Source organism: Candidatus Annandia pinicola, assembly GCF_020541245.1.
Taxonomy (GTDB): Bacteria; Pseudomonadota; Gammaproteobacteria; order Enterobacterales; family Enterobacteriaceae_A; genus Annandia; species Annandia pinicola.
On the sequence record NZ_CP045876.1, the window covers coordinates 178,834 to 202,205 of the forward strand.

Genomic DNA, 23,372 nt, shown 5'->3' on the forward strand with positions numbered 1-23,372 from the left:
TATTATATTATAAAAATATAACATGAATAATATTATTTATAAACATAATTTCATACAATTAATAGAACAAAATTTATTAAATAATAGTCTACATGAAAAACATTGTATAAATAAAATATGACATTTATTATTTGCACAATTAATATAATTACAACTTATGGAACCACATTGATGACATTTAGAAATTGTACTATAAGAAACATTTTCGCTCATTCTATTATCAAAAACAAAGTTTTTTCCTATAAAATAATTAGATAATCTTTTTTTTTTAATATATCTAATATAAGATATTATTCCTCCTTTAATTTGATAGACGTTTTTAAAATTATTATATTTAAGTAAAGAACTGGCTTTTTCACATCTAATACCACCTGTGCAATATAAAACTATTTTTTTTTCTTTAAAAGGAGTTACTTTTTTTATTAACTTAGATATTTGATTTCTAAAATTAATAGATTTTATTTGTATAGCATTTATAAAATGTCCAATTTCATATTCATAATTATTTCTTATATCTACAAAAATAAAATTATTATTAAATATTAAATCATTTACTTTAGAAACATCCAAATATATTCCTTTATTTTTACTAAAATCTAAATCTTCATTAATACCATCATTTAGTATTTTAGGTCTAACTTTTACAATTAATTTAAAAAAAGATAATCTATCATTATCAATAGATTTATTTATATGTACATTATATAAATTATTATCTAATTTAAAAATTAAATATATTACTTTGTTATAAACTTTTTTTGGAATACTTATTTGAGAGTTTATACCTTCTTTAGATATATATACTCTCCCTAAAACATTATATTTATTAAATATTATATAAACTAAGTTTCTAAAAAGATGAGGATTTTTTATTTTAAAATATTTATAAAATGATATATTAAATCTAAAATTATTTTCAGTTAATATTTTTTTCTTTAATTCATTATTAGATAATAAATTACATAAGTTCATTAATATAATACCTCAAAATTAAAATTATTTATGAATATGTACTAATTCATAAAAAATAATTATATAAATTTGTTTTTTTTTATAACTTCCCTCCCATATAACTATAATTTTAACAGTTAATAACCGCTACGGCTGCTTCTTCCCAGATCTGACCGGATTAAAAGTTATAACTATAAAATCTGTTATAATGGAAGGTTATTGCAATTTAAAATTATTATTAAAATAAAATAATTTTTATTATAGTTATATTATAATACAATAATTTTTGAATGTCAATAAATTATATTAAATCTTAAATTTTTGTAAAAATTAATAAAAATATTATTTTATAATAATGAAATATTTTAATTTTTATCTAATATAGGTAATTTAACGCTTTTTCTTAATAAATTAAAATATTTAAAACTTAATTTTTTAATTCTTCCAAATTTAAATAAAATTTTTGTTAATTTAATTAAACCGTAACGTATTCTAATTAAACAATTTACTTTCAAATTAATTTTATTAAACATTTTTCTTATCTCATTATTATATCCGTTTAAAATAATAATTTTAAACCATTTGTTTAAACCTTTTCCACTTATATAATGTATTTCTTTAAATTTACTTATAATATTATTTATTTTGATTCCTTTACATAAATTTTTTAATAAAACGTTATTTATTACTCCAAATACTCTTACAATATATTCTCTTTCTATTTTGTATTTAGGATGCATTAATCTGTAAGATAATTCACCATCATTAGTAAATAATATTAAACCACTACTATTTATATCTAATCTACCTATTGACATCAATTTTCCTTCATAAATTTTAGGAAGTTTATCATAAATTGTTACTCTATTTTTGTTATCATATCTGGTACATATTTCTCCATTTTTTTTGTAATATGCTAGTATTATTTTGTTATTTATATTATTTAATATTTTTTTTTTTTTTTTTTTAATTAATATTTTTATTTTTTTTGAATTATTAATTGTATCACCTATTTTTACTAATTTATTATTAACATAAATTTTTTTATTAATAATCAATTTTTCAATACTTCGACGTGAACCATATCCATTTAAAGCAAGTATTTTTTGTATTTTTTCATTGTTCATAGTTTTCTATTTTTATTAAATAAATATATTAATTTAATAAAAAAAAATAAATTAATAATTTTATTATATAATATTTAATATATATATATATATATATTTAATAAAGTATTAATTAAAATAAATCTAAAAAATATTTTTTATTAATATAATATTTAAAATTAAAATAAAAAAAATTATAAATATATGAAAATATTAAACTTAATAGTTAAAAATGTACCATATCAAGAAAATCCAACAACAATATTTAATAAATTATGTAATATAAAATCTTCAACTTTATTATTAGAATCAGCAGATATTAATAGTAAACATAATTTAAGAAGCTTAATTATTATTGATAGCGCAATAAGAATTATTGCAAATAATCATTATGCTCTTTTAATATCATTGTCTAAAAATGGAAATAATTTATTATCACTATTAGATAAAAAACTACCTTATACAATTTTAAATAAAAAAATTAAAAATGGTAGAAAATTGTTTTTTCCAAATACAAATCAACAAAAAGATGAAGATTCAAGATTAAAATCAATATCTATTTTTGATGCATTAAGAATATTAACTAAACTTGTTTGTGTTCCACAAGGAGAACGTGAATCTATGTTATTTGGGGGTTTATTTTCTTATGATTTAATAAATTGTTCAGAAAAACTTCCTAAAGTTAAACATAAACATAAATGTCCTAATTTTTGTTTTTATTTATCTGAAATTTTATTATTATTAGATCATCAAAATAAACTTGCTAAGTTACAAGCAAGTATTTTTATTCCTTATAAAACAGAATTAATAAGAATAAAAGAACGTATAAATATATTATATAAACTTTTATTAAAAAAAAACTATAATCTTAATAGTTTTTTTATAAGTAAAAATAAAATAAAATGTAGTAAAAAAGACTCAAAATATTGTAATATGATAAATAAAATGAAAAAATCTATATATGAAGGAGATATTTTTCAAGTAGTAATATCTAGAAAATTTTATTTACCTTGTATATTTCCATTAAATGCATATGATAATTTAAAAAAAAATAACCCAAGTCCTTACATGTTTTTTATGAAAGATCAAGATTTTATTTTATTTGGTTCATCTCCTGAAAGTTCTCTAAAATATAACTCATCAAATAGAAAAATTGAAATATACCCTATTGCAGGTTCTAGACCAAGAGGTTATAAAAAAAATGGTAAAATAGATTATGATTTTGATAGTAGAATAGAATTAGAGATGAGAACAGATAAAAAAGAAATTGCAGAACATTTAATGTTAGTTGATCTAGCTAGAAATGATCTGGCTAAAATATGTAAGACTGGTAGCCGTTATGTAAAAGATCTTATGAAAGTTGATAAATATTCATGTATTATGCATCTTGTATCTCGTGTTATAGGAGTTCTTAAAAAAAATATAGATATTTTTCATGCTTATCGTGCTTGTATGAATATGGGTACATTAAGTGGAGCTCCTAAAATTAAAGCTATGCAATTAATTAATTTAGTAGAAAAATATAGCAGAGGAAGTTATGGGGGTTCTATAGGTTATTTTACTTCTAATGGAGACTTAGATACTTGTATTATTATTAGATCAGCATATATAGAAAATAATATAGCAACTGTACAGGCTGGTGCAGGTATTGTAATAGATTCTAATCCTAAATTAGAGGCTGAAGAAAGCAGAAATAAAGCTAAAGCGGTATTAAAATCTATTGCTTTTTCAAATTATGCTTATAGAGGTTTTTAAATGGCTAATATATTACTATTAGATAATATTGATTCATTTACTTATAATATAGTTGATCAACTAAGAAAATTTAAACACAATGTTTTAATTTATAGAAATACTATATCATATAAAGTTATATTAAAATATTTAAATAATATTAGAAATCCTATATTAATATTATCGCCAGGACCTGGAAAGCCTAAAGAAGCTGGTTGTATGTTAAAATTAATTTCTTATGTTAAAGGTAAAATTCCTATAATAGGAATATGTTTAGGTTATCAAGCCATTATCGAATTTTATGGTGGTAAAGTTATAAATTCTAATAAAATAATGCATGGGCATTCATCATTAATTTTACATGATAATAAAGATATGTTTTTTAAAATTAAAAATCCAATTAGAGTGGCAAGATATCATTCTTTAGTTGGTATTATTAAAAAAAATAATAAATTAATTATAAATTCTAAACATAAAAATATAATAATGTCAATTCGTAATAATATAGATAGAATTTGTGGTTTTCAGTTTCATCCTGAATCTATATTAACAACATATGGAATTTCAATTTTAGAATATTCAATTTTATGGTCATTAAAATTTTATAAAGATGAATAATATAATTAAAAAATTATATAAAAATAAATTTTTATCATATTTAGAAAGTAGATATATATTTAAAGAAATTATAAATGGTAATATTAATCCTATCGAATTAACATCTATAATAATATATTTTAAAATAAGAAGAATTTGTTCAGAAGAAATTGCTGGAATAGTTTCAATAACTATAGAAAATAAAAAATATTTTCCTATAATTAATTATAACTTTGTTGATATAACTGGAACCGGTGGGGATAATAGCAATAGTTTTAATATTTCTACTATAAGTAGTTTTGTATGTGCAGCATGTGGAATTAAAGTAATAAAACATGGAAATTACAGTATATCTAGTAAATTTGGATCATTCGATATATTAAAATCTTTTGGAATAAATTTAAATTTAAATTCTATATTGTCAAAAAAAATATTAGATAAAAATAATATATGTTTTTTATTTGCACCTAAATATAATAGTAGTTTTAATAATTCTATTTATGTTCGTAAAATATTAAAAACTAATACTATTTTTAATATTATAGGACCATTAGTTAACCCCGCTCTTCCTAAATTTGCTGTAATAGGGGTATATGAAAAAAAATTACTTTTTCCTATTGCAAAAAATTTAATAATAATGGGTTATAAACATGCAATAATAATACATGGAAACGGTTTAGACGAAATATCGTTAGATGGAATAAATTATATAATTGAAGTTAAAAATATGAAAATTAAAAAATATAAATTAACTTATAAAGATTTTGGGTGTAATTATTTTCATAAAAATGATATAATTATTTCAGATTACAAAAATTATAAAAATAATATGATAAAACTATTGCAAGGAAAAGGTAATTTAGCTTACGAAGAAACAATAGCTGCAAATGTTTCAATGGTATTAAAAATATTTAAAAAATATAGTTTTAATAAAGGAACCCAATATGCATTAAAGATAATTCGTAGCGGTAAACCATATAAACATATGATAGCATTAATAAATAAGGAATAATATTATGAATATATTTAATAATGTATTAAAAAAAATTTTAAATAATAAATATGAATGGATTTGTAGTAGAAAAATTAAACAACCCCCAAAAAGTTTTTTATATAAAATAAAAAAATCTAAAAAAAATTTTTATAAAAGTTTAAAAGGTAATTATACTAAATTTATATTAGAATGTAAAAAAAAATCCCCTTCTTTAGGTATAATGCGTAAGAATTTTAATATAATTGATATTGTTAATAAATATGAAAAATATGCATCTTCTATTTCTATTTTAACTGACGAAAAGTATTTTAATGGTAGTTTTGAAAATATGTTATTAGCTAGTAGAAACACAAAACATCCTATTTTATGTAAAGATTTTATTATAGATATTTATCAAATTTATTTAGCTAGATTATATGGTGCAGATGCTATATTATTAATTTTATCTATACTTGAAGATCATCAATATAATATTTTATCTAATTTAGCCCATAGTCTTAATATGGGGGTATTAACTGAAATAAATAACGAAAAAGAATTAAATAGAGCTATTTTTTTAAATGCTAAAGTAATAGGTATAAATAATCGTAATTTAAATAATATGTCTATAAATACAAATAAAACTAAAATTTTATCTAAAAAAATTCCAAGATATATAACTGTTATTAGTGAATCTGGTATTAAATGTTATTCACAAATAAGGTCATTAAGTTGTTTTGTAAATGGCTTTTTAATAGGATCTTCTTTGATGAAAGAAGATAATATAGAAAAAGCTATTTGTCGTATAACTTTAGGTGAAAATAAAATATGTGGTTTAAAAAGAATAAAAGATGCAAATATTGCTTATAAATCTGGAGCAATTTATGGAGGTTTAATATTTACTAATGAATCATTAAGAAAAATTGATATTTTAAAAGCCAAAGAAATATCTAATAATATTCCTTTAGATTTTGTTGGTGTTTTTAAAAATCAAACTATATCTTATATATTACATATATTAAATTCTGTAAACTTAAAAGTAATACAACTTCATGGTCAAGAAGATCAAAAATATATAAATATATTAAAAAAATATTTATCAAATAATATTAAAATTTGGAAAGTAATTTCAATAAATAATATTTTACCAAAAATAAAAAAATATAAAAATATAGATAATTATATTTTTGATAATGATAAAAATAATAATACAAAATGCTTTAATTGGGATTTACTAAAAAAATGTAATTTAAAAAAATCAATTTTAGCCGGTGGTATAAATATAAAAAATTGTATTTTAGCATCTAAAATAGGTTGTACTGGTTTAGATTTAAGTTCTGGAATAGAAAAAAAACCAGGTATTAAAGATATAAAAAAAATAATAAACTTATTTCATAAAATAAGGATTTATTAATAAAAAAAACAATTTTTTAATAAAAAAATTATAAAACATATGAATTTATTAAATTCTTATTTTGGTGAATTTGGTGGTGCTTATGTACCTCAAATATTAATGCCAGCTCTTAATAATTTAGAAAAATGTTTTTTAGATATAAAAAATGATAATAATTTTAAATTACAATTAAAAGATTTACTTTATAATTATGCAGGAAGACCAACAGCTTTAACTTTATGTAAAAATATAACTTCAAATACAAAAACATTATTATTTCTTAAAAGAGAAGATTTATTACATGGCGGTGCTCATAAAACAAATCAGGTATTAGGTCAAGCTTTATTAGCAAAAAAAATGGGTAAAAAAGAGATTATAGCAGAAACTGGGGCAGGACAGCATGGTGTTGCTTCTGCAATGATATGTGCATTATTAAAATTAAAATGTCGTGTTTATATGGGAAATAAAGATATTAAACGTCAATATCAAAATGTTATTCGTATGAAACTTATGGGTGCTGAAGTAATTCCTGTATGTAGTGGAACATCTACATTAAAAGATGCTTGTAATGAAGCATTAAGAGACTGGTCAAGTAATTATGATAAATCTCATTATCTTTTAGGAACTGCTGCCGGACCTCATCCTTATCCTACAATAGTATGTGAATTCCAAAAAATAATTGGTATAGAAACTAAAAAACAAATATTAAAAAAAACTGGTAAATTACCTAATTCGATTTTTGCTTGTGTAGGTGGTGGTTCAAATGCGATTGGAATTTTTTACGATTTTATTAATGATAATGTAAAACTAGTTGGCGTAGAACCAGCTGGGAAAGGAATTAAAACTGGAAAACATGGTTCATCTTTACAATATGGTAAAACAGGTATTTATTTTGGTATGAAATCTCATATTTTACAAGATAATTATGGTCAAATAAAAAAATCTCATTCTATTTCTGCTGGTTTAGATTTTCCTTCAGTAGGACCACAACATGCTTGGTTAAAAAAAATAGGTAGAGTTAATTATGTTTCTATTACAGATAAAGAAGCAATAAATGCCTTTAAATTATTATGTAATACAGAAGGTATTATACCTGCATTAGAGTCATCTCATGCTTTAGCATATGCATTAAAATATATAAAAAAAAAACCTAATAAAAAACAAATAATAATAGTAAATATTTCTGGAAGAGGTGATAAAGATATATTAAATGTTTTTAATAATAAATATTAAAGGCAAAATTAATGATACAACGTTATCAAAATTTATTTAAAAAATTAAATTTAAAAAAAGAAATAGCATTTATTCCTTTTGTAATATTAGGTGACCCATCTTTTAATATATCTATTAAAATTATAGAAACATTAATTAATAATGGAGCTGATGCTTTAGAATTAGGAATACCTTTTTCTGATCCTTTAGCAGATGGACCTACTATTCAAAGTTCTTCATTAAGATCTTTAAAAAATAATATAAATATAAATAAATGTTTTGAGATAATTAATATAATAAGAAAAAAATATAAAGAAATACCTATTGGAATATTGGTTTATGCAAATATTGTATTTAATAAAGGTATAGATAATTTTTATTATAATTGTTCATATGAACAAATAGATTCTGTATTAATAGCAGATTTACCAATCGAAGAATCAAAATTATTTAATAAATCAGCTATTAAAAATAACATATCTACTATATTTATTTGTCCCCCAAATTCTAATGAAAATTTGATAAAAAAAATATCTTTTAATAGTATAAATTATGTTTATTTATTATCAAGATCAGGAGTAACTGGTATTGAAAAACAAGCTTTAAAACCTATTAATAATTTAGTTACTAAATTAAAAAAATATAATTCTGCACCAGTAATACAAGGTTTTGGTATTTCAAGTATTAAACATATTAATAATGCAATTAAATCTGGAATAAAGGGTATTATTATTGGATCTTTTATAATAAATATTATAGAAAAATATTACAAAAAACCAAATAAAATGATTATTAATATAAAAAAAGCAGCAAAAGAATTTAAAAAAGCTACAATATATTAATAACAATATTTTATTTAAAAAAAAAAGTTGATTTAATAAAAAAACTATGTTAATAATATATATAAGTTAATTAAAATATTTAAATTATAGGGCGCATTGGCAGAATGGTTATGCAGCGGATTGCAAATCCGTTTAACTTGGTTCGATTCCAAGATGTGCCTATTTAATTTTTTTTTTGCCCAGGTGGTGAAATGGTAAACACAAGGGACTTAAAATCCCTCGGTCTCACGACTTTGCGGGTTCAAGTCCCGCCCTGGGTATTGAAATATATTTAATAATGTAAACTTTATATTATTAAATATTAATAAAAAAAATATTAATTATTATTTTTTTTATTATTAATTTAATTACTTTTTATTAATAATTTTTCTTATTAATAATAAAATTATTGTAGTTAAAATTAATCTATATTTATAATAAATAGCTAATAAATACATAATTTTTATATTCATTTTTTTTCTCTTTTATATAAATACAATTATATAATAATATAAATGTATTATTAAATTAAAAAATTTTTTTTATTTTTAAATAATTATTTAATATATTATAAATTAAATAAATATTTATTGTTTTAAAAAAAAATAAAAATAATATATTACTTTTATTTAATATAAATTTTTTTTATTTTTTTTTTTAAATATATTTTTATTTGATTTGAAGAAACTCCACCTTTGATATTTCTTTTATCTAAACATGAATAAGCATCTAAATATTTATATATATCTATATTTATAATATTATTAAATTTTTTCATTTCGTATAATTTTAATTTTTCTAATGAAATATTTTTTTTAATAGCTTCTAATACTATTTTTCCAGTTATATCATGAGCTTCACGAAATGCTATACCTTTATTTACTAAATAATCAGCTAATTCCGTAGCATTTAAATATCCATAAAATATTGATTTTTTACATTTTTTATAATTCAATTTAATATTTTTTAGTATTATATTAGTTATATTTATACAATCTTTCCAAGTTTTAATAGCATCAAATAAACATTTTTTATCTTCTTGCATATCTTTATTATAAGATAAAGGAAGCCCTTTTAAAATAAACAAAATATTATTTAAAGATCCCTGAACTCTTCCACATTTACCCCTTATTAATTCTAATATATCTGGATTTTTTTTTTGTGGCATTAAAGAAGATCCTGACGTAAATCTATCTGATAATGATATATAACCAACTTCATTTGTATTAAAAAAAATTAAATCTTCTGCAAGTCTTGATAAATGTATCATTCCTATTGATGCACTATTAATTATATCTATAACATAATCTCTATCAGATACAGCATCTAAACTATTATTAGTAGATTTAGAAAAACCTAAAATAAAAGCAATTAAATCTCTATCAATTTTATAAGTAATTCCAGAAAGAGCCCCAGATCCCATAGGGTTGTAATCTAATCTTTTTAATATTTTTTTTAATCTATTTATATCTCTATTAATCATTTCTACATAAGAAAAACACCAATGAGCAAAAGTTATGGGTTGAGCCCTTTGCAAATGAGTATATCCAGGAAAAATAACATTTTTGTTATTATAAGCTAAATTTAAAAAAGAAATTTGAAGCTTTTTAATGATTATTATCATTTCTTTTATTTTTTTTTTACACCATAATTTTAAATCAGTTGTTATTTGTTCATTACGACTTTTACCAGTATTTAATTTTTTTCCTAAATATCCTATATTCATTACTAATTGTTTTTCAACCCAACTATGTATATCTTCTTCATTACTTTTTAAAATTAAACTTTTATTATTTTTTACTTTATTTAATATTAAATTTAAATTTTTAAATATAATATTGTATTCTTTAAAATTAATAACATTAATAGTATATAACATATAAGACCATGATATAGATACTTTAATATCTTCTTCAACTAACTTATAATCAATTTTTAAAGAGTCATTAAATTTTTTGAATTCTACGTTATTATCTTTAATAAAACGACCCCCCCAAAGTGACATTTATACCTCTTTTATTAAATTTTTATTATTATATTTTAATGAACGTATTCTAGATGAAAGTGAAAATAAACGAATAAATCCAGCTGCATGGCTATGTTTATAATCTTTATCTTTATTAAAAGTTACAGTTTTTTGAGAATATAAACTATAAGGTGATTTTCTTTGTAAAATAGTTATATTTCCTTTATATAATTTTATTTTTACTTCACCAGTTAATAATTTTATTAATGGTTTATTAGCATATTCCAATGATTTTCTCATAGGAGTAAACCATTTTCCTTCATATATTAAATGTGACATTTCTATACCAATTATAGATCTCCATTTTATTGTTTCTTTATCAAATACTAATTGTTCAATAGCATCTAAAACTTTAATTATAATTGTTCCTCCAGGAGTTTCATAACATCCTCTTGATTTCATACCTATAATTCTATTTTCTATTATATCAATTCTACCTATTCCATGTTTTTTACCAATTTCATTTAATTTTAATAAACATTGAATAGGATTTAATATATTGTTATTAATTGAAATAATATAACCATTTTTAATTTGTAAAGATATAATATCTGGTATATTAATCGTATCTTTAATATCTAATGTCCAAGACCAACAATTTTTATTAGAAGGACTAGAAATTTTTTCTAAATTACCACCTTCTGTAGAAATATGCCAAATATTTTCATCTTGGCTATATATTTTTTTTAAACTAGCAGTAGTTTTTATTTTTTTTTTTTTTAAATATTTTATTATTTCTTCTCTAGATGTAAAGCTCCATTCACGCCATGGTGCTATAACATTTAACTGAGGAGCTAATGATGCATATGTATACTCAAATCTAATTTGATCATTACCTTTTCCAGTAGCTCCATGAGAAACAGCATCTGCATTTAATTTTAAAGCTAAATCTATTTGAGCTTTTGCTATTAAGGGTCTAGCAATAGCAGTTCCTAATAAATAATTATTTTCATAAACAGCTTTATTATGTAATAGTGGATAAATGTAATTTTTTATAAAATTCTCTTTTAAATCTAAAATATAACAAGAAATAGCTCCAGATGATAATGCTTTATTTTTTATATTTTTTAAATCTTTATAATTTTGTCCTATATCAACAACTAAGGCAACTACTTTACATTTATAATTATCTCTTAACCATGGTATAATTGCAGAAGTATCTAACCCCCCAGAATATGCTAAAATCACTTTATTAATTTTTTTATACATTTAAAAAGTCTCTTTATATTATATCTTAAAATATTAAATATAAATGACAATTATATTTATTATAATTATAATTATTAATTAATATAAATTATTTTATTTTTATCATTCCAATAAAACGTTTATTAAATTTATCTACTCTTCCACCAGTATCAATAATTCTTTGTTTTCCAGTATAAAATGGATGACATTTAGAACATATATCTATATTTATATTATTACATATAGTTGATTTTATATAAATATTATTTCCACAAGAACATTTAACTATGATATCTTTATATTTTGGATGTATTTTTTTTTTCATTATTTTATAATTATTGTTATTTTAATAACAATAAAAGAGTTATTATATATATAATAAAAATTATTATAATTAAAATTTGATTTAAAAAAAAATAAATTATTAAATAAATATTTTTATTACATGTTAAATAATAAAAATAATATTATATAAATTAATAATATTATATTAATTAAATAAAAATAATTATATTAAAATAAATTAATTATATTACTAAAAAAAAATAAAATTATTAAAATATTTTAATTATTATAAAAAATATTTTTTATTAAAATAATATTATTATATAATTAAATAATATAATAAAATTATATTTAAAATTTTTATTTTTTAAAGCTATAGGAAATAATATGCAATGGATTAATGCTAAAGTAAAAAAAATTAATATATGGAATAATAATTTATTTAGTTTAATTTTAAGAGCTAATGTAAATAATTTTATTGCAGGCCAGTTTGTACGTTTAACAACATTAAAATCTAAAAATAATATTAGACGTGCCTATTCTTATGTAAATTCACCAATTAATAAAAATTTAGAATTTTATATTATTAGAATTGATTCAGGAAGTTTAAGTAATGAATTATATAATTTAAAAAAAAATGATTTTGTTATGATTACTAAAGAATCTTTTGGTTTTTTTACAATAAAAGAAATACCTAAATGTGAAAATTTATGGATGTTTTCAACAGGTACGGCAATTGGACCTTATTTATCTATTTTACAATATAAAAAAGGTTTAGAATTTTTTAAAAATATTATATTAGTTCATGCTGTAAGATTTATAAAAGATTTAAATTATTTAATATTAATTAATAATTTAAAAAAAAAATATAATAATAAATTAAAAGTAATATTAATATCAAGCAGAGAGAAAAGTAATATATCAATTTCAGGTAGAATTCCAAAACTGATATCTAATGGTATAATAGAAAAAAAAGCTAATATTATAATAGATAAAAACAGTCATGTTATGATATGTGGAAACCCTGAAATGATTATAGAAACCCAAGAATTGTTAAAAAAAGACCGTAATATGAAAAAAAATTTACGTAGTTCTCCAGGTAATATTACAACTGAAAACTATTGGAAATAAAATACTATAATTAAGGACCTAAATGAGAAAATTTTTAGTTATTGGTAATTGGAAATTAAATGGTAATAAAAAATTTTTAATTAATTTTATAAATAATTTTAAAAAAAAAAAAATTCCTAAGAATTGTGATATTGTTATCGCACCACCTTTATTATATTTAGATATGTTAAATTATTTAACTTTAAATAGTAATATTTATTTAGGAGCACAAAATGTAGATATTAACATTAATGGACCTTTTACTGGAGATATTTCTGTTGAAATGTTAAAAGATATTGGTGTTAAATATGTTATTATTGGACATTCAGAAAGAAGATTTAATTATTATGAAAATAATTTTACAGTTTTAAAAAAATTTATTTTATTAAAAAAAAATAATCTTATACCTGTTATATGTATAGGAGAAAATTACAAAGAAAAAAAAAATAATTTAACAAAAAAAGTATGCATTAATCAAATTGAAATAATTATAAAAAAATTAGGTATTAATGCATTAAAAAACACTGTAATTGCTTATGAACCAATTTGGGCAATTGGAACTGGTAAATCAGCAACTCCTGAATATGTACAAAATATAAATAATTTTATAAGATCTTATATTTATAATTATAGTAAATCAATTGCAAAAAATATAATAATTCAATACGGTGGTTCAGTTAACGAAAATAATGCTAAATCTTTTTATTTACAACCAGATATTAATGGATTATTAATAGGTAATTCGTCTTTAAAAATAAACAGTTTTATAGGTATTATTAAAAAAATTGTTTAGTTTACTATATTAATTAAAAATCTATAATATTTTTTTTATATTGCTCATCCATTTTTTTTTAAATGATTTTTCTTTTTTTTTAAATGTATAATCTAAATCATTAAATATTAATTTATCATTTTTAATACCAATAAACTTACCAGAATATCCATTTAATAATAACTCTATTGCATAAGAACCCATACGAGAAGCTAAAATCCTATCATATGCAACAGGTACACCTCCACGTTGAATATGACCCAATATAGTAGACCTTGTTTCTTTTTTTGTAGTTATTTCTATATATTTAGATAATTTTTTTATATTACATATATTTTCAGTAACAGCTATAATTGCATGTTTTATTCCACATTTCATTTCATATTTTATTTCATTAACTAATTTAGAAAAACTATAAGTTACTTCAGGTAAAATTATAAATTTACATCCTCCAGCTATAGCCGCAGCTACAGTTAAGTTTCCACAATTACGACCCATAATTTCAACAATAGAAATTCTTTGATGAGAAGATGAGGTATCTCTTAATCTATCAATAGATTGAACTATACTTTCTAAAGCAGTAAAATAACCAATAGTATAATCTGTTCCATTTATATCATTATCTATAGTTCCAGGTAAACATATACAATTAACCCCCATATCATGTAAACACTTAGCTCCCATGCAAGAACCATCACCTCCTATTATTATTAATGCATCTATATTAGAAGATATTAAATTTTGAATTGCTTTTAATCTAATTTTTTTTTTATTAAATTCCGGAAATCTAGCTGAACCTAAAAATGTACCCCCTCTATTTATTATATTTAAAACACTATTAAAATTTAATTCAATCATTCTATTTTCATATAATCCTAAATAACCATCAAAAACCCCCATTACCTTAATTTTTAATTTAACAGCTGATAATACTATACTTCTTATTGCAGTATTCATACCAGGGGAATCCCCCCCACTAGTTAATATACCAATTTTTTTTATTATATTATTCATATATTTTTTTTTATTTAAATGATTATTTTTTTATAATATTTAAAATTATATTATAATTATTTTTAAAATATATTATTATAATTAAACATTAATTATAATTTTTTTTATTTTTGACAATTATTACAAAAAAAAGTAGATCTCCCCCTTTGTATTATTTTTTTTATTAAAAAATTACATTTTTTACATTTTTTTTTTTTTTTTCCATATATTTTTAAAAATTTTTTAAAATTACCTTTTTTTTTATTAATTCTTATAAAGTTTTTTATTGTAGTGCCATTATATTTAATAGCTTTTTTTATTATATATTTAATACTATTTATTAATTTATTACATTCATATAAACTTATATTCATTGATAATCTATATGGTAATATACAAGCATTAAATAAAACTTCATTTGCATATATATTACCTATTCCAACAACAAACTTATTATCCATTATGAAATCTTTAATTTTTATTTTTTTTTTTCTAGTATAATAAAATAAATAATATAAATTAAACTTTTTACTAAGTGGTTCTATTCCTAAATTTAAAAATATTTTTTCATTATATAAATTATTACTCCATAAATATAATCCAAATCTTCTAGGATCGTTATAACGTAAAATTTTATTATTATTTATTATTAAATCTACATGATCATGTTTATTTATTTTTGTATTCTTTGAACATATAAATAAACTTCCAGACATACCTAAATGTATAATAATATAACCTAATTCTATTTTTATAATAATATATTTAGCAATTCTTTTTATATTTATAATTTTATTTTTTTTTATGTTTATAATTTCTTTAGAAACTTTCTTTCTAAGCTTTTTACATCTAACAATAGAATATATTATTATTTTATTTAATAATAATTTTCTTATATCTTTGCATATAGTTTCTATTTCAGGTAATTCTGGCATATTTTTTTTAATTTATTTAATTTTATATTCTTTATAAATTACATGTTTTCTAATTAAAGGATCATATTTCTTTAATTTCATTTTTTTACTTTTTTTATTTTTAGTTGTAGTATAAAAATGTTTTGTTCCTGAAGATGATATTAATTTAATATTTATTTTATTTTTTTTTACCATAATTACCTTTGTTTTTTTTATTTAATATTTCAATACCTTTTTTATCAATTATGCGCATACCTTTAATTGAAATTTTAAATTTCATAAATTTTTTTTTTTTTGATATCCAAAATTTATGTGTATGTATATTTGGCAAAAAACGCCTTTTAGTTGAATTCATAGCATGAGATCTATTATTACCAAATAAAGGTTTTTTTCCAGTAATAAAACATATTCTAGACATATAGTAATCCTCGTTTTTTAATTTTTATAAACTAAAAAAAATATATTTTAAAAAAAAATTAAGGTGATTTTTTTAAATTGAAAATAAATAATATTGATATTAAAATTATAGATTCAAAAATAGGTAGTATATTTCCTATACCAAATTATATAACTAAGGGTTCATCTGGAATTGATTTAATAGCTTGTATTGATAAAAAAAAAAAAATTAAACCAAATAAAGTTAAGTTGGTATCTACAGGTTTAGCAATATATATTAAAGATCCAAATATATTTGCTATAATTACTCCAAGATCAGGTTTAGGACATAATAATGGAATAATATTAGGTAATACTATTGGTATTATAGATTCTGATTACCAAGGAGAAATAATGATATCGGTTTTAAATAGAAGTAATAACATATTTGAGATTAAACCTGGATATAGAATTGCTCAGATTATTTTTTTACCATTAATTAAAGTAAAATTTAATTTAGTAAAAAAATTTAAATTAAGTAAAAGAGGAAATAAAGGAATAGGTCATTCTGGTTTAATATAATATATATATAAATATTTTAATATTTTATTAATATTTAATTTAAATTATATTTTATTTTTTTATAATAATTTTAACTAAAAGAAAAAAAAAATGATTAAAATCGGAATAATAGGTGCTATGAATATAGAGGTTTACAAATTTTGTAAATATATTAAAAATATAAAATTTAAAAGATTTTTAAACTTTAAAATATATATTGGAAATTGGGATAAAATAAAAGTTTTTTTATTACAAACTAATATTGGAAAAGTAAATTCTGCTATAAGTACTTCATTATTAATAAAAAAATATAAAATTAATATAATTATTAACATAGGATATGCTGGTAGTATATCTAAAAAAATAAATATTAATGATATTATTTTATCTAAAAATACAGCTTATTATGATACAAATATTAATTTAATTGATAATTGTAAAAAATATAAATTAAATAAATCAAATTATCTTAATTTAAATATTAAATTAATAAAATGTTTTGAAATATGTATGAATAAAATAAAAATAAACTATAAAAAAGGTTTAATAATAAGTGGGGATTATTTTATTAATAGCAATATATTTATTAATAACATTAAAAAACTTTTTCCTAATGCAATAGCAATAGATATGGAATCAGCTTCTATTTCACATGTATGTTATTTATTTAATATACCTTGTGTTATAATAAAATCTATATCAGATATAGCAGGTAATAATTCAGATAAATTTTTTAAAAAAAATATTAATAATATACCATTTAATATACCTGAAATTATAAATATTTTTTTTACAATATATATATATAAAAATTTTTTTTATTTATCATAATTTAAATATTATTAAATATTAAAAGATAATCCACAACTACAATTATGTTTAGCATTTGGATTACGAACAATAAATTTAGATCCTTCTAAATTTTCTACATAATCAATTGTGCTTCCTAACAAATATTGTAAACTAATTTTATCAATGGTAACAATTATGTTTTTCTTATTTATAATAAAATCATATTCATTTAAATTATTGTCTAAAATAAAACCATATTTAAAACCACTACAACCCCCACCCTGTATATAAACTCTAAATTTTAATTTTTTATTTTTATCTTTTAATAATAAATTTTTAACTTTTTTATATGCTGATTTAGTAAATTTAATATTAAACAACTTTTTATTATTCATAATTTCCATTTTAAATATTAATATATTTTAAAATTTATTTTTAATAAATTAATTTATTATCAAAATAAATTAATAAATTATTAAAAAAAATATAGGTAATTTTTATGAAAAAAAAACAAAATTTTGGTATCATAGGTATGGCAGTAATGGGTAAAAATTTAGCTTTAAATATAGCTAATAATAGTTATAAAGTATCAGTTTATAATCGTTCTGAGAAAAAAATTAAAGAAATTGTTGATATTAATAATAAAAATATAATTCCATTTAATAATATAAAAAAATTTATTAATTCATTAACGCCACCTAAAACAATATTATTAATGATTAAATCAGGTAAAGCAACAAAAGATACTATAAAAAAAATATCAAAATATTTAAAACCTCATGATGTTATAATAGATGGGGGTAATTCTTTTTATAAAGATACTATGGAAATAAGTAATTTCTTATTTAAAAAACATATTAAATTTATTGGGGCTGGAATATCTGGTGGAGAATATGGAGCTTTAAATGGACCATCAATTATGCCTGGAGGTTCTTTAATCGCATATAAAATTACAAAACATATTTTTAAAAAAATATCTGCTTTGTCTGAAGAAAATTTTTCATGTATTTGTTATTTAGGACCAAATGGATCTGGTCATTATATTAAAATGATACATAATGGTATTGAATATGGTAATATGCAATTAATTGCAGAATCATATTTTATGTTAAAATATTTTTTTAAATATGATAATAAAAAAATATCTAATTTGTTTAGTGAATGGAATAAACATGAGTTAAATAGTTATTTAATAGAAATTACAAAACAAATAATAAAAAAGAAAAATAAAAATAATAAAGATTATTTAATAAATTCAATTTCTGACGTAGCTGATAGTAAAGGTACTGGTAAATGGTCAGTAAAAAATTCTTTAGATTTAGGAGAACCTTTTTATATTGCAGCAGCTTCTTTATTTGAAAGATATATCTCTTGTTTTAAAAAAGAAAGAAAACTATTATCTAAAATATTTATAAAAAAACAAAAAATATCAAATTATAATATTACTGTAGAACATATAAGAAAATCATTATATTTAAGCACATTGATTTCATACATACAAGGGTTCAATCAATTAAGATTAGCTTCATTAAAATATAATTGGAATTTAAAATTAGGTAAAATTGCTAAAATATGGTTTTCAGGTTGTATTATAAAATCAAGATGTTTAAAAAACATAGAACAAGAATTTCTTAAAGATGAAAAATTATCTAATTTAATGTTTTCAGATTATTTTAAAGATACTATAGATTCAAATATTTCTTTCTTAAGAAAAACAGTTTTATGTGCAATAGATAATAGTATTTCTATTCCTGCTTTTAATGCTGCTCTTACATTTTTTGATAGTTATACTTCAAAAGAATTATCAACTAATTTAGTACAAGCTCAAAGAGATTGTTTTGGTTCTCATAGATATATTAGAAACGATAAAAAAGGATATTTTCATACTCATTGGATAAAAGAATAATAAAAACTAAAATTTTTTTATAATATAATTATAAAAAAATAATTTATTAAATTTATATTATATCATTTTTTTAATTATAATTTATTAAAAAAATTATAATTAAAAAATGATATTATTAAAAAAAATAAAAATAATTTTAATAATAAATAATTATTTTAATTATAATAATTAAAATTTTTATATATATTTTTAATCCAAGCTTCAATTCTTTTGTTTGTTAATTCTTGTTGATTATCTTCATCAATAGGTAATCCAATAAAAGTATTATTTATACAACTTTTTGATGATTTAAAATTGTAACCTATATTTGAAACATAACCTATTATTTTACCATTATTTGAAACTACTACTTTATATAAATATTTCATAGCATCACAAAAATATTCAGAATAGTTTTCTTGATCTCCACAACCGAATATTGCAACTTTTTTATTTTTAAAATTTATTTTTTTTAATGTAGGTAAAAAATCAATCCAATCACATTGCGGTTCTCCATAATACCAAGTCGATATACCAAATATAAGATTATCAAATTTTTCAATATCTTCTTTAGTAGAATCTGCAATATCATATATTTTAACTATATTTTTACCTATTTTATTTTTTAATATTTTTGAAATATTTTCTGTATTTCCTGTATCGCTACCAAAAAAAATTCCTATTTTTTTAATATTCATTTTATCATCTCTTTTTTATATTAAAATTTAAAAATAAAAAATATTTTTTTTTTAAATAATTTAATAATTATTTTAAATAAAAAAAATTTATAGGTTATAATATGCACAATATTTTATTGGAACAAATAATAAATAAAAAATTAAATAATAAAATTTATAAAGATTGTGCTTTTAATGGATTACAAATAAAAGGTAAAAAAAAAATATATAAAATTATCACCGCTGTATCAATATGTAAATTAATTATTAATATTGCAATTAAAAAAAAAGCTGATGCTATTATAGTTCATCATGGTATTTTTTGGAATAACAAAAAAAATAATGAAATTAATAATGATTATTTAAAATTACTTTTAAAAAATAATATTAACCTTTATAGCTGGCATATACCATTAGATATTAATCCCTTTATAGGTAATAATGTTAAATTAGCTGAATGTTTATCTATTAAAATATATGGTTTAATTTCTCCTTTGTTATTTTGGGGAAAATTAAAAAAAAATATATCTGGTTATAATTTTAAAAAAAAAATTATAAATAAATTAAAAAAAAAACCTTTATATTATAATAATAATGCACCATATTATATTGATAATATAGCATGGTGTACTGGAAAAGGTCAATATTTAATTAAAAAAGCAATAAATTTTGGAATAGATGCTTTTATAACAGGAGAATCATCAGAAGATACTATTTATATTGCAAAAGAAAATAAAATACATTTTTTTGCAGCTGGTCATTATAATACAGAAAAAAGTGGTATAAAATATTTAGGTTATTGGTTAAAAAAAAGATATAATTTAATAGTAAATTTTATAAATATATATAATCCAATATAAATTGTTTAAATATATTTTTTTTATAAATTAATAAGGATATTTTAAAAAATGAAATTTCATGAATATCAAGCAAAGGAGATATTTAATAAATATAAATTACCAATACCTAAAGGATATTTATTTAATAAATATTCAGAAATTAAAAAAAAATTTTCTAAAAAAAAATTTAAAAACCCAATGATTGCTAAATGTCAAGTTCATAGTGGTAGTAGAAGTAAAAATGGTGGAATTAAAATTGTAAAAAATTATAAAGACATTAAATTATTTTCAAAATATTGGTTTAATAAAAAAATAAAAACAAATCAAAATAATAATGAATCACAAATAATAAAAAATATTTTATTAGAAGAATATATAAATATTTCAAAAGAATTATATTTAAGCATATTAATAGATAACTTTGAAAGTTGTATAATTTTTATGATATCAAGTTATGGTGGTATTGAAATAGAAAAAATTATAAAAAAATATCCATATTTATTAAAAAAAATTAAAATTAATCCATTAATAGGACCACAATGTCATCAAATTAAAAAAATATCATCCGAATTAAAATTTAATAATGAACAAATTAAAAAATTTAATGAAATTTTATTAAAATTATACAAAATATTTATTAAATTTGATTTAACTTTAATAGAAATTAATCCATTAGTTATAGATAAACTTGGAAATTTAGTTTGTTTAGATGCTAAATTAGTTTCAGATGACAATGCTATTTTTCGTCAAAGTTTATTAAAAAATATTTATGATTATAGTCAAAATAATAATGATATTATATTAGAAAAATGTTTTTCTTTTTTTAATTATGTTTCTTTAAATGGTAATATTGGATGTATGGTTAACGGGGCTGGTTTAGCAATGAGTACTATGGATTTATTAAAATTATATGGTGGTAAACCAGCTAATTTTTTAGATATTGGTGGTTCTACAGATATTAATAGTATTATAAAATCATTTAATATAATATTATCAGATAAAAATGTTGATATTATTTTTATTAATATTTTTGGTGGTATTATACGTTGTGATATTATAGCAAAAAGTATTATTTATGTTTTAAGAAAAATTAAAACTAATACACCAATTATAGTAAGATTATCAGGAAATAAATCAAAAATTGGAATATATAAATTGTTAAAAAGTAAATTAAAAATTATAACAATTTCAAGTTTTAAAAATGCTGTTAAATTTGCAGTATTTTTATCTAAAAATAAGAGAAAATATAATGTCTATCTTAATAGATCAAAATACTAAAGTTATATGTCAAGGATTTACAGGATATCAAGGTACTTTTCATTCAAAAAGAGCATTAAAATATGGAACTAAAATAGTTGGAGGTGTTACTCCAGGAAAAGGAAATACTTTTCATTTAGGTTTACCAGTTTTTGATACTGTTAAACAAGCAATAAAATATACAAAAGCAGAAGCATCTGTAATATACGTACCAGCAAAATTTTGTAAAAAAAGTATTTTAGAATCTATTGAAGCAGGTGTAAAATTAATAATAGTTATAACTGAAGGAATTCCAATAGCTGATATGATTATTATTAAAAATAAATTAAAAAATAAATCAATTAATTTAATTGGACCTAATTGTCCTGGAATAATATCTCCTGGTAAATCCATGATAGGAATAATGCCAGAATATATTCATAAACCTGGAAATATAGGAGTTATTTCTAGATCAGGTACTTTAACATATGAAGCTGTTCAACAAATAACTAATTCTGGTTTTGGACAATCTACCTGTATTGGTATAGGAGGTGATTCAATAATAGGTTTAAATTTTATAGATATTATTAAATTATTTAATAAAGATAAAGATACAAAAGCTATAGTAATTATTGGAGAAATAGGGGGATATCAAGAAGAAATAGTTGCTAATTTTATTAAAGAAAATTATAGTAAACCAATAATAGGATATATTTCTGGATTAACTTCTCCTAAAGAAAAAAGAATGGGTCATGCAGGTGCAATTATTACCCAAGGTCAAGGTAATGCAAAAAGTAAAATCAAAAAATTAAATTTATCTGGCGTACATATGGTAAATAATTTATTAAATATAGGAATTAAATTAAAAAATATTTTAAATTAATATTATAAAAAAAATAATATTTAAATTTATTATTATCTTATTTTAAAAT

General features: G+C 19.3%; 25 protein-coding genes, 2 tRNA genes and 1 other RNA gene. 16 read left to right on the top strand and 12 right to left on the bottom strand.

The genetic code is table 11. The features are described 5' to 3' along the window. Positions 1–36: 36 nt before the first annotated feature. From trhO to GFK87_RS00885, 3 genes are all read right to left on the bottom strand, one after another. On the bottom strand, positions 37–972 hold the full coding sequence (trhO, locus tag GFK87_RS00875; RefSeq protein ID WP_226798810.1) for an oxygen-dependent tRNA uridine(34) hydroxylase TrhO: 936 nt from the start codon (positions 970–972) through the stop codon (positions 37–39). Between the two features lie 100 nt (positions 973–1,072). Then, an RNA gene (gene ffs, locus GFK87_RS00880) (signal recognition particle sRNA small type) lies at positions 1,073–1,154 on the bottom strand. Between the two features lie 162 nt (positions 1,155–1,316). Beyond that, positions 1,317–2,078: a pseudouridine synthase gene (locus tag GFK87_RS00885; RefSeq protein WP_226798811.1), complete on the bottom strand. Its 762-nt coding sequence runs from the start codon at positions 2,076–2,078 to the stop codon at positions 1,317–1,319. Positions 2,079–2,261: 183 nt separating this feature from the next. Here GFK87_RS00885 and GFK87_RS00890 point away from each other — a divergent pair, with 183 nt between their 5' ends. From GFK87_RS00890 to GFK87_RS00925, 8 genes are all read left to right on the top strand, one after another. Next, on the top strand, positions 2,262–3,812 hold the full coding sequence (locus tag GFK87_RS00890) for an anthranilate synthase component 1 (protein ID WP_226798813.1): 1,551 nt from the start codon (positions 2,262–2,264) through the stop codon (positions 3,810–3,812). Next, entirely contained in the window at positions 3,813–4,409 is a 597-nt protein-coding gene (locus tag GFK87_RS00895; RefSeq protein WP_226798815.1) for a glutamine amidotransferase-related protein, read from the top strand. It begins immediately after the preceding gene. Continuing rightward, entirely contained in the window at positions 4,402–5,400 is a 999-nt protein-coding gene (trpD, locus tag GFK87_RS00900; RefSeq protein WP_226798817.1) for an anthranilate phosphoribosyltransferase, read from the top strand. Before GFK87_RS00895 ends, trpD begins: the two co-directional genes overlap by 8 nt. A gap of 10 nt (positions 5,401–5,410) precedes the next feature. Then, complete coding sequence (trpCF, locus tag GFK87_RS00905) at positions 5,411–6,775, top strand: bifunctional indole-3-glycerol-phosphate synthase TrpC/phosphoribosylanthranilate isomerase TrpF (protein WP_226799333.1); 1,365 nt, start codon at positions 5,411–5,413, stop codon at positions 6,773–6,775. Between the two features lie 39 nt (positions 6,776–6,814). Next, entirely contained in the window at positions 6,815–7,987 is a 1,173-nt protein-coding gene (gene trpB / locus GFK87_RS00910; protein WP_226798819.1) for a tryptophan synthase subunit beta, read from the top strand. Positions 7,988–8,001: 14 nt separating this feature from the next. After that, positions 8,002–8,808 (top strand): tryptophan synthase subunit alpha, encoded by an 807-nt coding sequence (gene trpA / locus GFK87_RS00915; RefSeq protein WP_226799335.1) that lies wholly within the window; start codon positions 8,002–8,004, stop codon positions 8,806–8,808. Between the two features lie 90 nt (positions 8,809–8,898). Continuing rightward, positions 8,899–8,969: transfer RNA gene (locus GFK87_RS00920), tRNA-Cys, on the top strand. A 16-nt stretch (positions 8,970–8,985) separates the two neighbouring features. Next, positions 8,986–9,068, top strand: a tRNA-Leu gene (locus GFK87_RS00925). A 344-nt stretch (positions 9,069–9,412) separates the two neighbouring features. Here GFK87_RS00925 and argH read toward each other — a convergent pair. The 3 genes from argH to rpmE form a co-directional block, all read right to left on the bottom strand. Further along, on the bottom strand, positions 9,413–10,792 hold the full coding sequence (argH, locus tag GFK87_RS00930) for an argininosuccinate lyase (RefSeq protein WP_226798821.1): 1,380 nt from the start codon (positions 10,790–10,792) through the stop codon (positions 9,413–9,415). Then, positions 10,793–12,022, bottom strand: a complete 1,230-nt coding sequence (locus tag GFK87_RS00935; protein WP_226798823.1) for an argininosuccinate synthase — start codon at positions 12,020–12,022, stop codon at positions 10,793–10,795. Between the two features lie 88 nt (positions 12,023–12,110). Next, complete coding sequence (gene rpmE / locus GFK87_RS00940; RefSeq protein WP_226798825.1) at positions 12,111–12,326, bottom strand: 50S ribosomal protein L31; 216 nt, start codon at positions 12,324–12,326, stop codon at positions 12,111–12,113. 347 nt (positions 12,327–12,673) lie between these two features. Here rpmE and GFK87_RS00945 point away from each other — a divergent pair, with 347 nt between their 5' ends. Both GFK87_RS00945 and tpiA read left to right on the top strand, forming a co-directional pair. Beyond that, entirely contained in the window at positions 12,674–13,417 is a 744-nt protein-coding gene (locus tag GFK87_RS00945; protein WP_226798826.1) for an FAD-binding oxidoreductase, read from the top strand. Between the two features lie 22 nt (positions 13,418–13,439). After that, on the top strand, positions 13,440–14,189 hold the full coding sequence (gene tpiA, locus GFK87_RS00950) for a triose-phosphate isomerase (protein WP_226798828.1): 750 nt from the start codon (positions 13,440–13,442) through the stop codon (positions 14,187–14,189). Between the two features lie 21 nt (positions 14,190–14,210). Here tpiA and pfkA read toward each other — a convergent pair whose 3' ends face one another. The 4 genes from pfkA to rpmB form a co-directional block, all read right to left on the bottom strand. Further along, entirely contained in the window at positions 14,211–15,173 is a 963-nt protein-coding gene (pfkA, locus tag GFK87_RS00955) for a 6-phosphofructokinase (protein WP_226799337.1), read from the bottom strand. 113 nt (positions 15,174–15,286) lie between these two features. Next, positions 15,287–16,096: a bifunctional DNA-formamidopyrimidine glycosylase/DNA-(apurinic or apyrimidinic site) lyase gene (gene mutM / locus GFK87_RS00960; protein WP_226798830.1), complete on the bottom strand. Its 810-nt coding sequence runs from the start codon at positions 16,094–16,096 to the stop codon at positions 15,287–15,289. Between the two features lie 12 nt (positions 16,097–16,108). Then, positions 16,109–16,270 (bottom strand): 50S ribosomal protein L33, encoded by a 162-nt coding sequence (rpmG, locus tag GFK87_RS00965; RefSeq protein ID WP_226798831.1) that lies wholly within the window; start codon positions 16,268–16,270, stop codon positions 16,109–16,111. Further along, positions 16,254–16,493 carry a 50S ribosomal protein L28 gene (gene rpmB, locus GFK87_RS00970; protein WP_226798833.1) on the bottom strand — a complete coding sequence of 80 codons (240 nt, stop codon included), beginning with the start codon at positions 16,491–16,493 and terminating at the stop codon, positions 16,254–16,256. The genes rpmG and rpmB overlap by 17 nt, the downstream gene beginning before the upstream one ends. Positions 16,494–16,576: 83 nt before the next feature. Here rpmB and dut point away from each other — a divergent pair, with 83 nt between their 5' ends. Together dut and GFK87_RS00980 are read left to right on the top strand one after the other, a co-directional pair. After that, positions 16,577–17,032 carry a dUTP diphosphatase gene (gene dut / locus GFK87_RS00975; protein ID WP_226799339.1) on the top strand — a complete coding sequence of 152 codons (456 nt, stop codon included), beginning with the start codon at positions 16,577–16,579 and terminating at the stop codon, positions 17,030–17,032. A gap of 90 nt (positions 17,033–17,122) precedes the next feature. Further along, the gene (locus GFK87_RS00980) at positions 17,123–17,842 is read left to right on the top strand and encodes a 5'-methylthioadenosine/adenosylhomocysteine nucleosidase (protein WP_226798835.1); all 720 of its coding nucleotides are present in this window, start codon (positions 17,123–17,125) and stop codon (positions 17,840–17,842) included. An 11-nt stretch (positions 17,843–17,853) separates the two neighbouring features. Here GFK87_RS00980 and erpA read toward each other — a convergent pair whose 3' ends face one another. Continuing rightward, a complete protein-coding gene (gene erpA / locus GFK87_RS00985) occupies positions 17,854–18,198 on the bottom strand; it encodes an iron-sulfur cluster insertion protein ErpA (RefSeq protein WP_226798837.1) in 345 nt (114 codons plus the stop codon). Positions 18,199–18,302: 104 nt separating this feature from the next. Here erpA and gndA point away from each other — a divergent pair, with 104 nt between their 5' ends. Continuing rightward, positions 18,303–19,709: an NADP-dependent phosphogluconate dehydrogenase gene (gene gndA, locus GFK87_RS00990; RefSeq protein ID WP_226798839.1), complete on the top strand. Its 1,407-nt coding sequence runs from the start codon at positions 18,303–18,305 to the stop codon at positions 19,707–19,709. A 155-nt stretch (positions 19,710–19,864) separates the two neighbouring features. Here the strand turns inward: gndA and fldA are convergent, their stop codons facing one another. Then, positions 19,865–20,380 carry a flavodoxin FldA gene (gene fldA / locus GFK87_RS00995; protein ID WP_226799341.1) on the bottom strand — a complete coding sequence of 172 codons (516 nt, stop codon included), beginning with the start codon at positions 20,378–20,380 and terminating at the stop codon, positions 19,865–19,867. A 107-nt stretch (positions 20,381–20,487) separates the two neighbouring features. On the opposite strand from fldA, the gene GFK87_RS01000 reads away from it, so the two are divergent. The 3 genes from GFK87_RS01000 to sucD are packed head-to-tail and all read left to right on the top strand — an operon-like array spanning position 20,488 to position 23,323. Further along, on the top strand, positions 20,488–21,225 hold the full coding sequence (locus GFK87_RS01000) for a Nif3-like dinuclear metal center hexameric protein (protein ID WP_226798844.1): 738 nt from the start codon (positions 20,488–20,490) through the stop codon (positions 21,223–21,225). A gap of 48 nt (positions 21,226–21,273) precedes the next feature. Further along, positions 21,274–22,482: an ADP-forming succinate--CoA ligase subunit beta gene (gene sucC, locus GFK87_RS01005; RefSeq protein ID WP_226798846.1), complete on the top strand. Its 1,209-nt coding sequence runs from the start codon at positions 21,274–21,276 to the stop codon at positions 22,480–22,482. Continuing rightward, positions 22,454–23,323 (top strand): succinate--CoA ligase subunit alpha, encoded by an 870-nt coding sequence (gene sucD / locus GFK87_RS01010; protein WP_226798848.1) that lies wholly within the window; start codon positions 22,454–22,456, stop codon positions 23,321–23,323. Before sucC ends, sucD begins: the two co-directional genes overlap by 29 nt. The last annotated feature ends 49 nt before the right edge of the window (positions 23,324–23,372 follow it).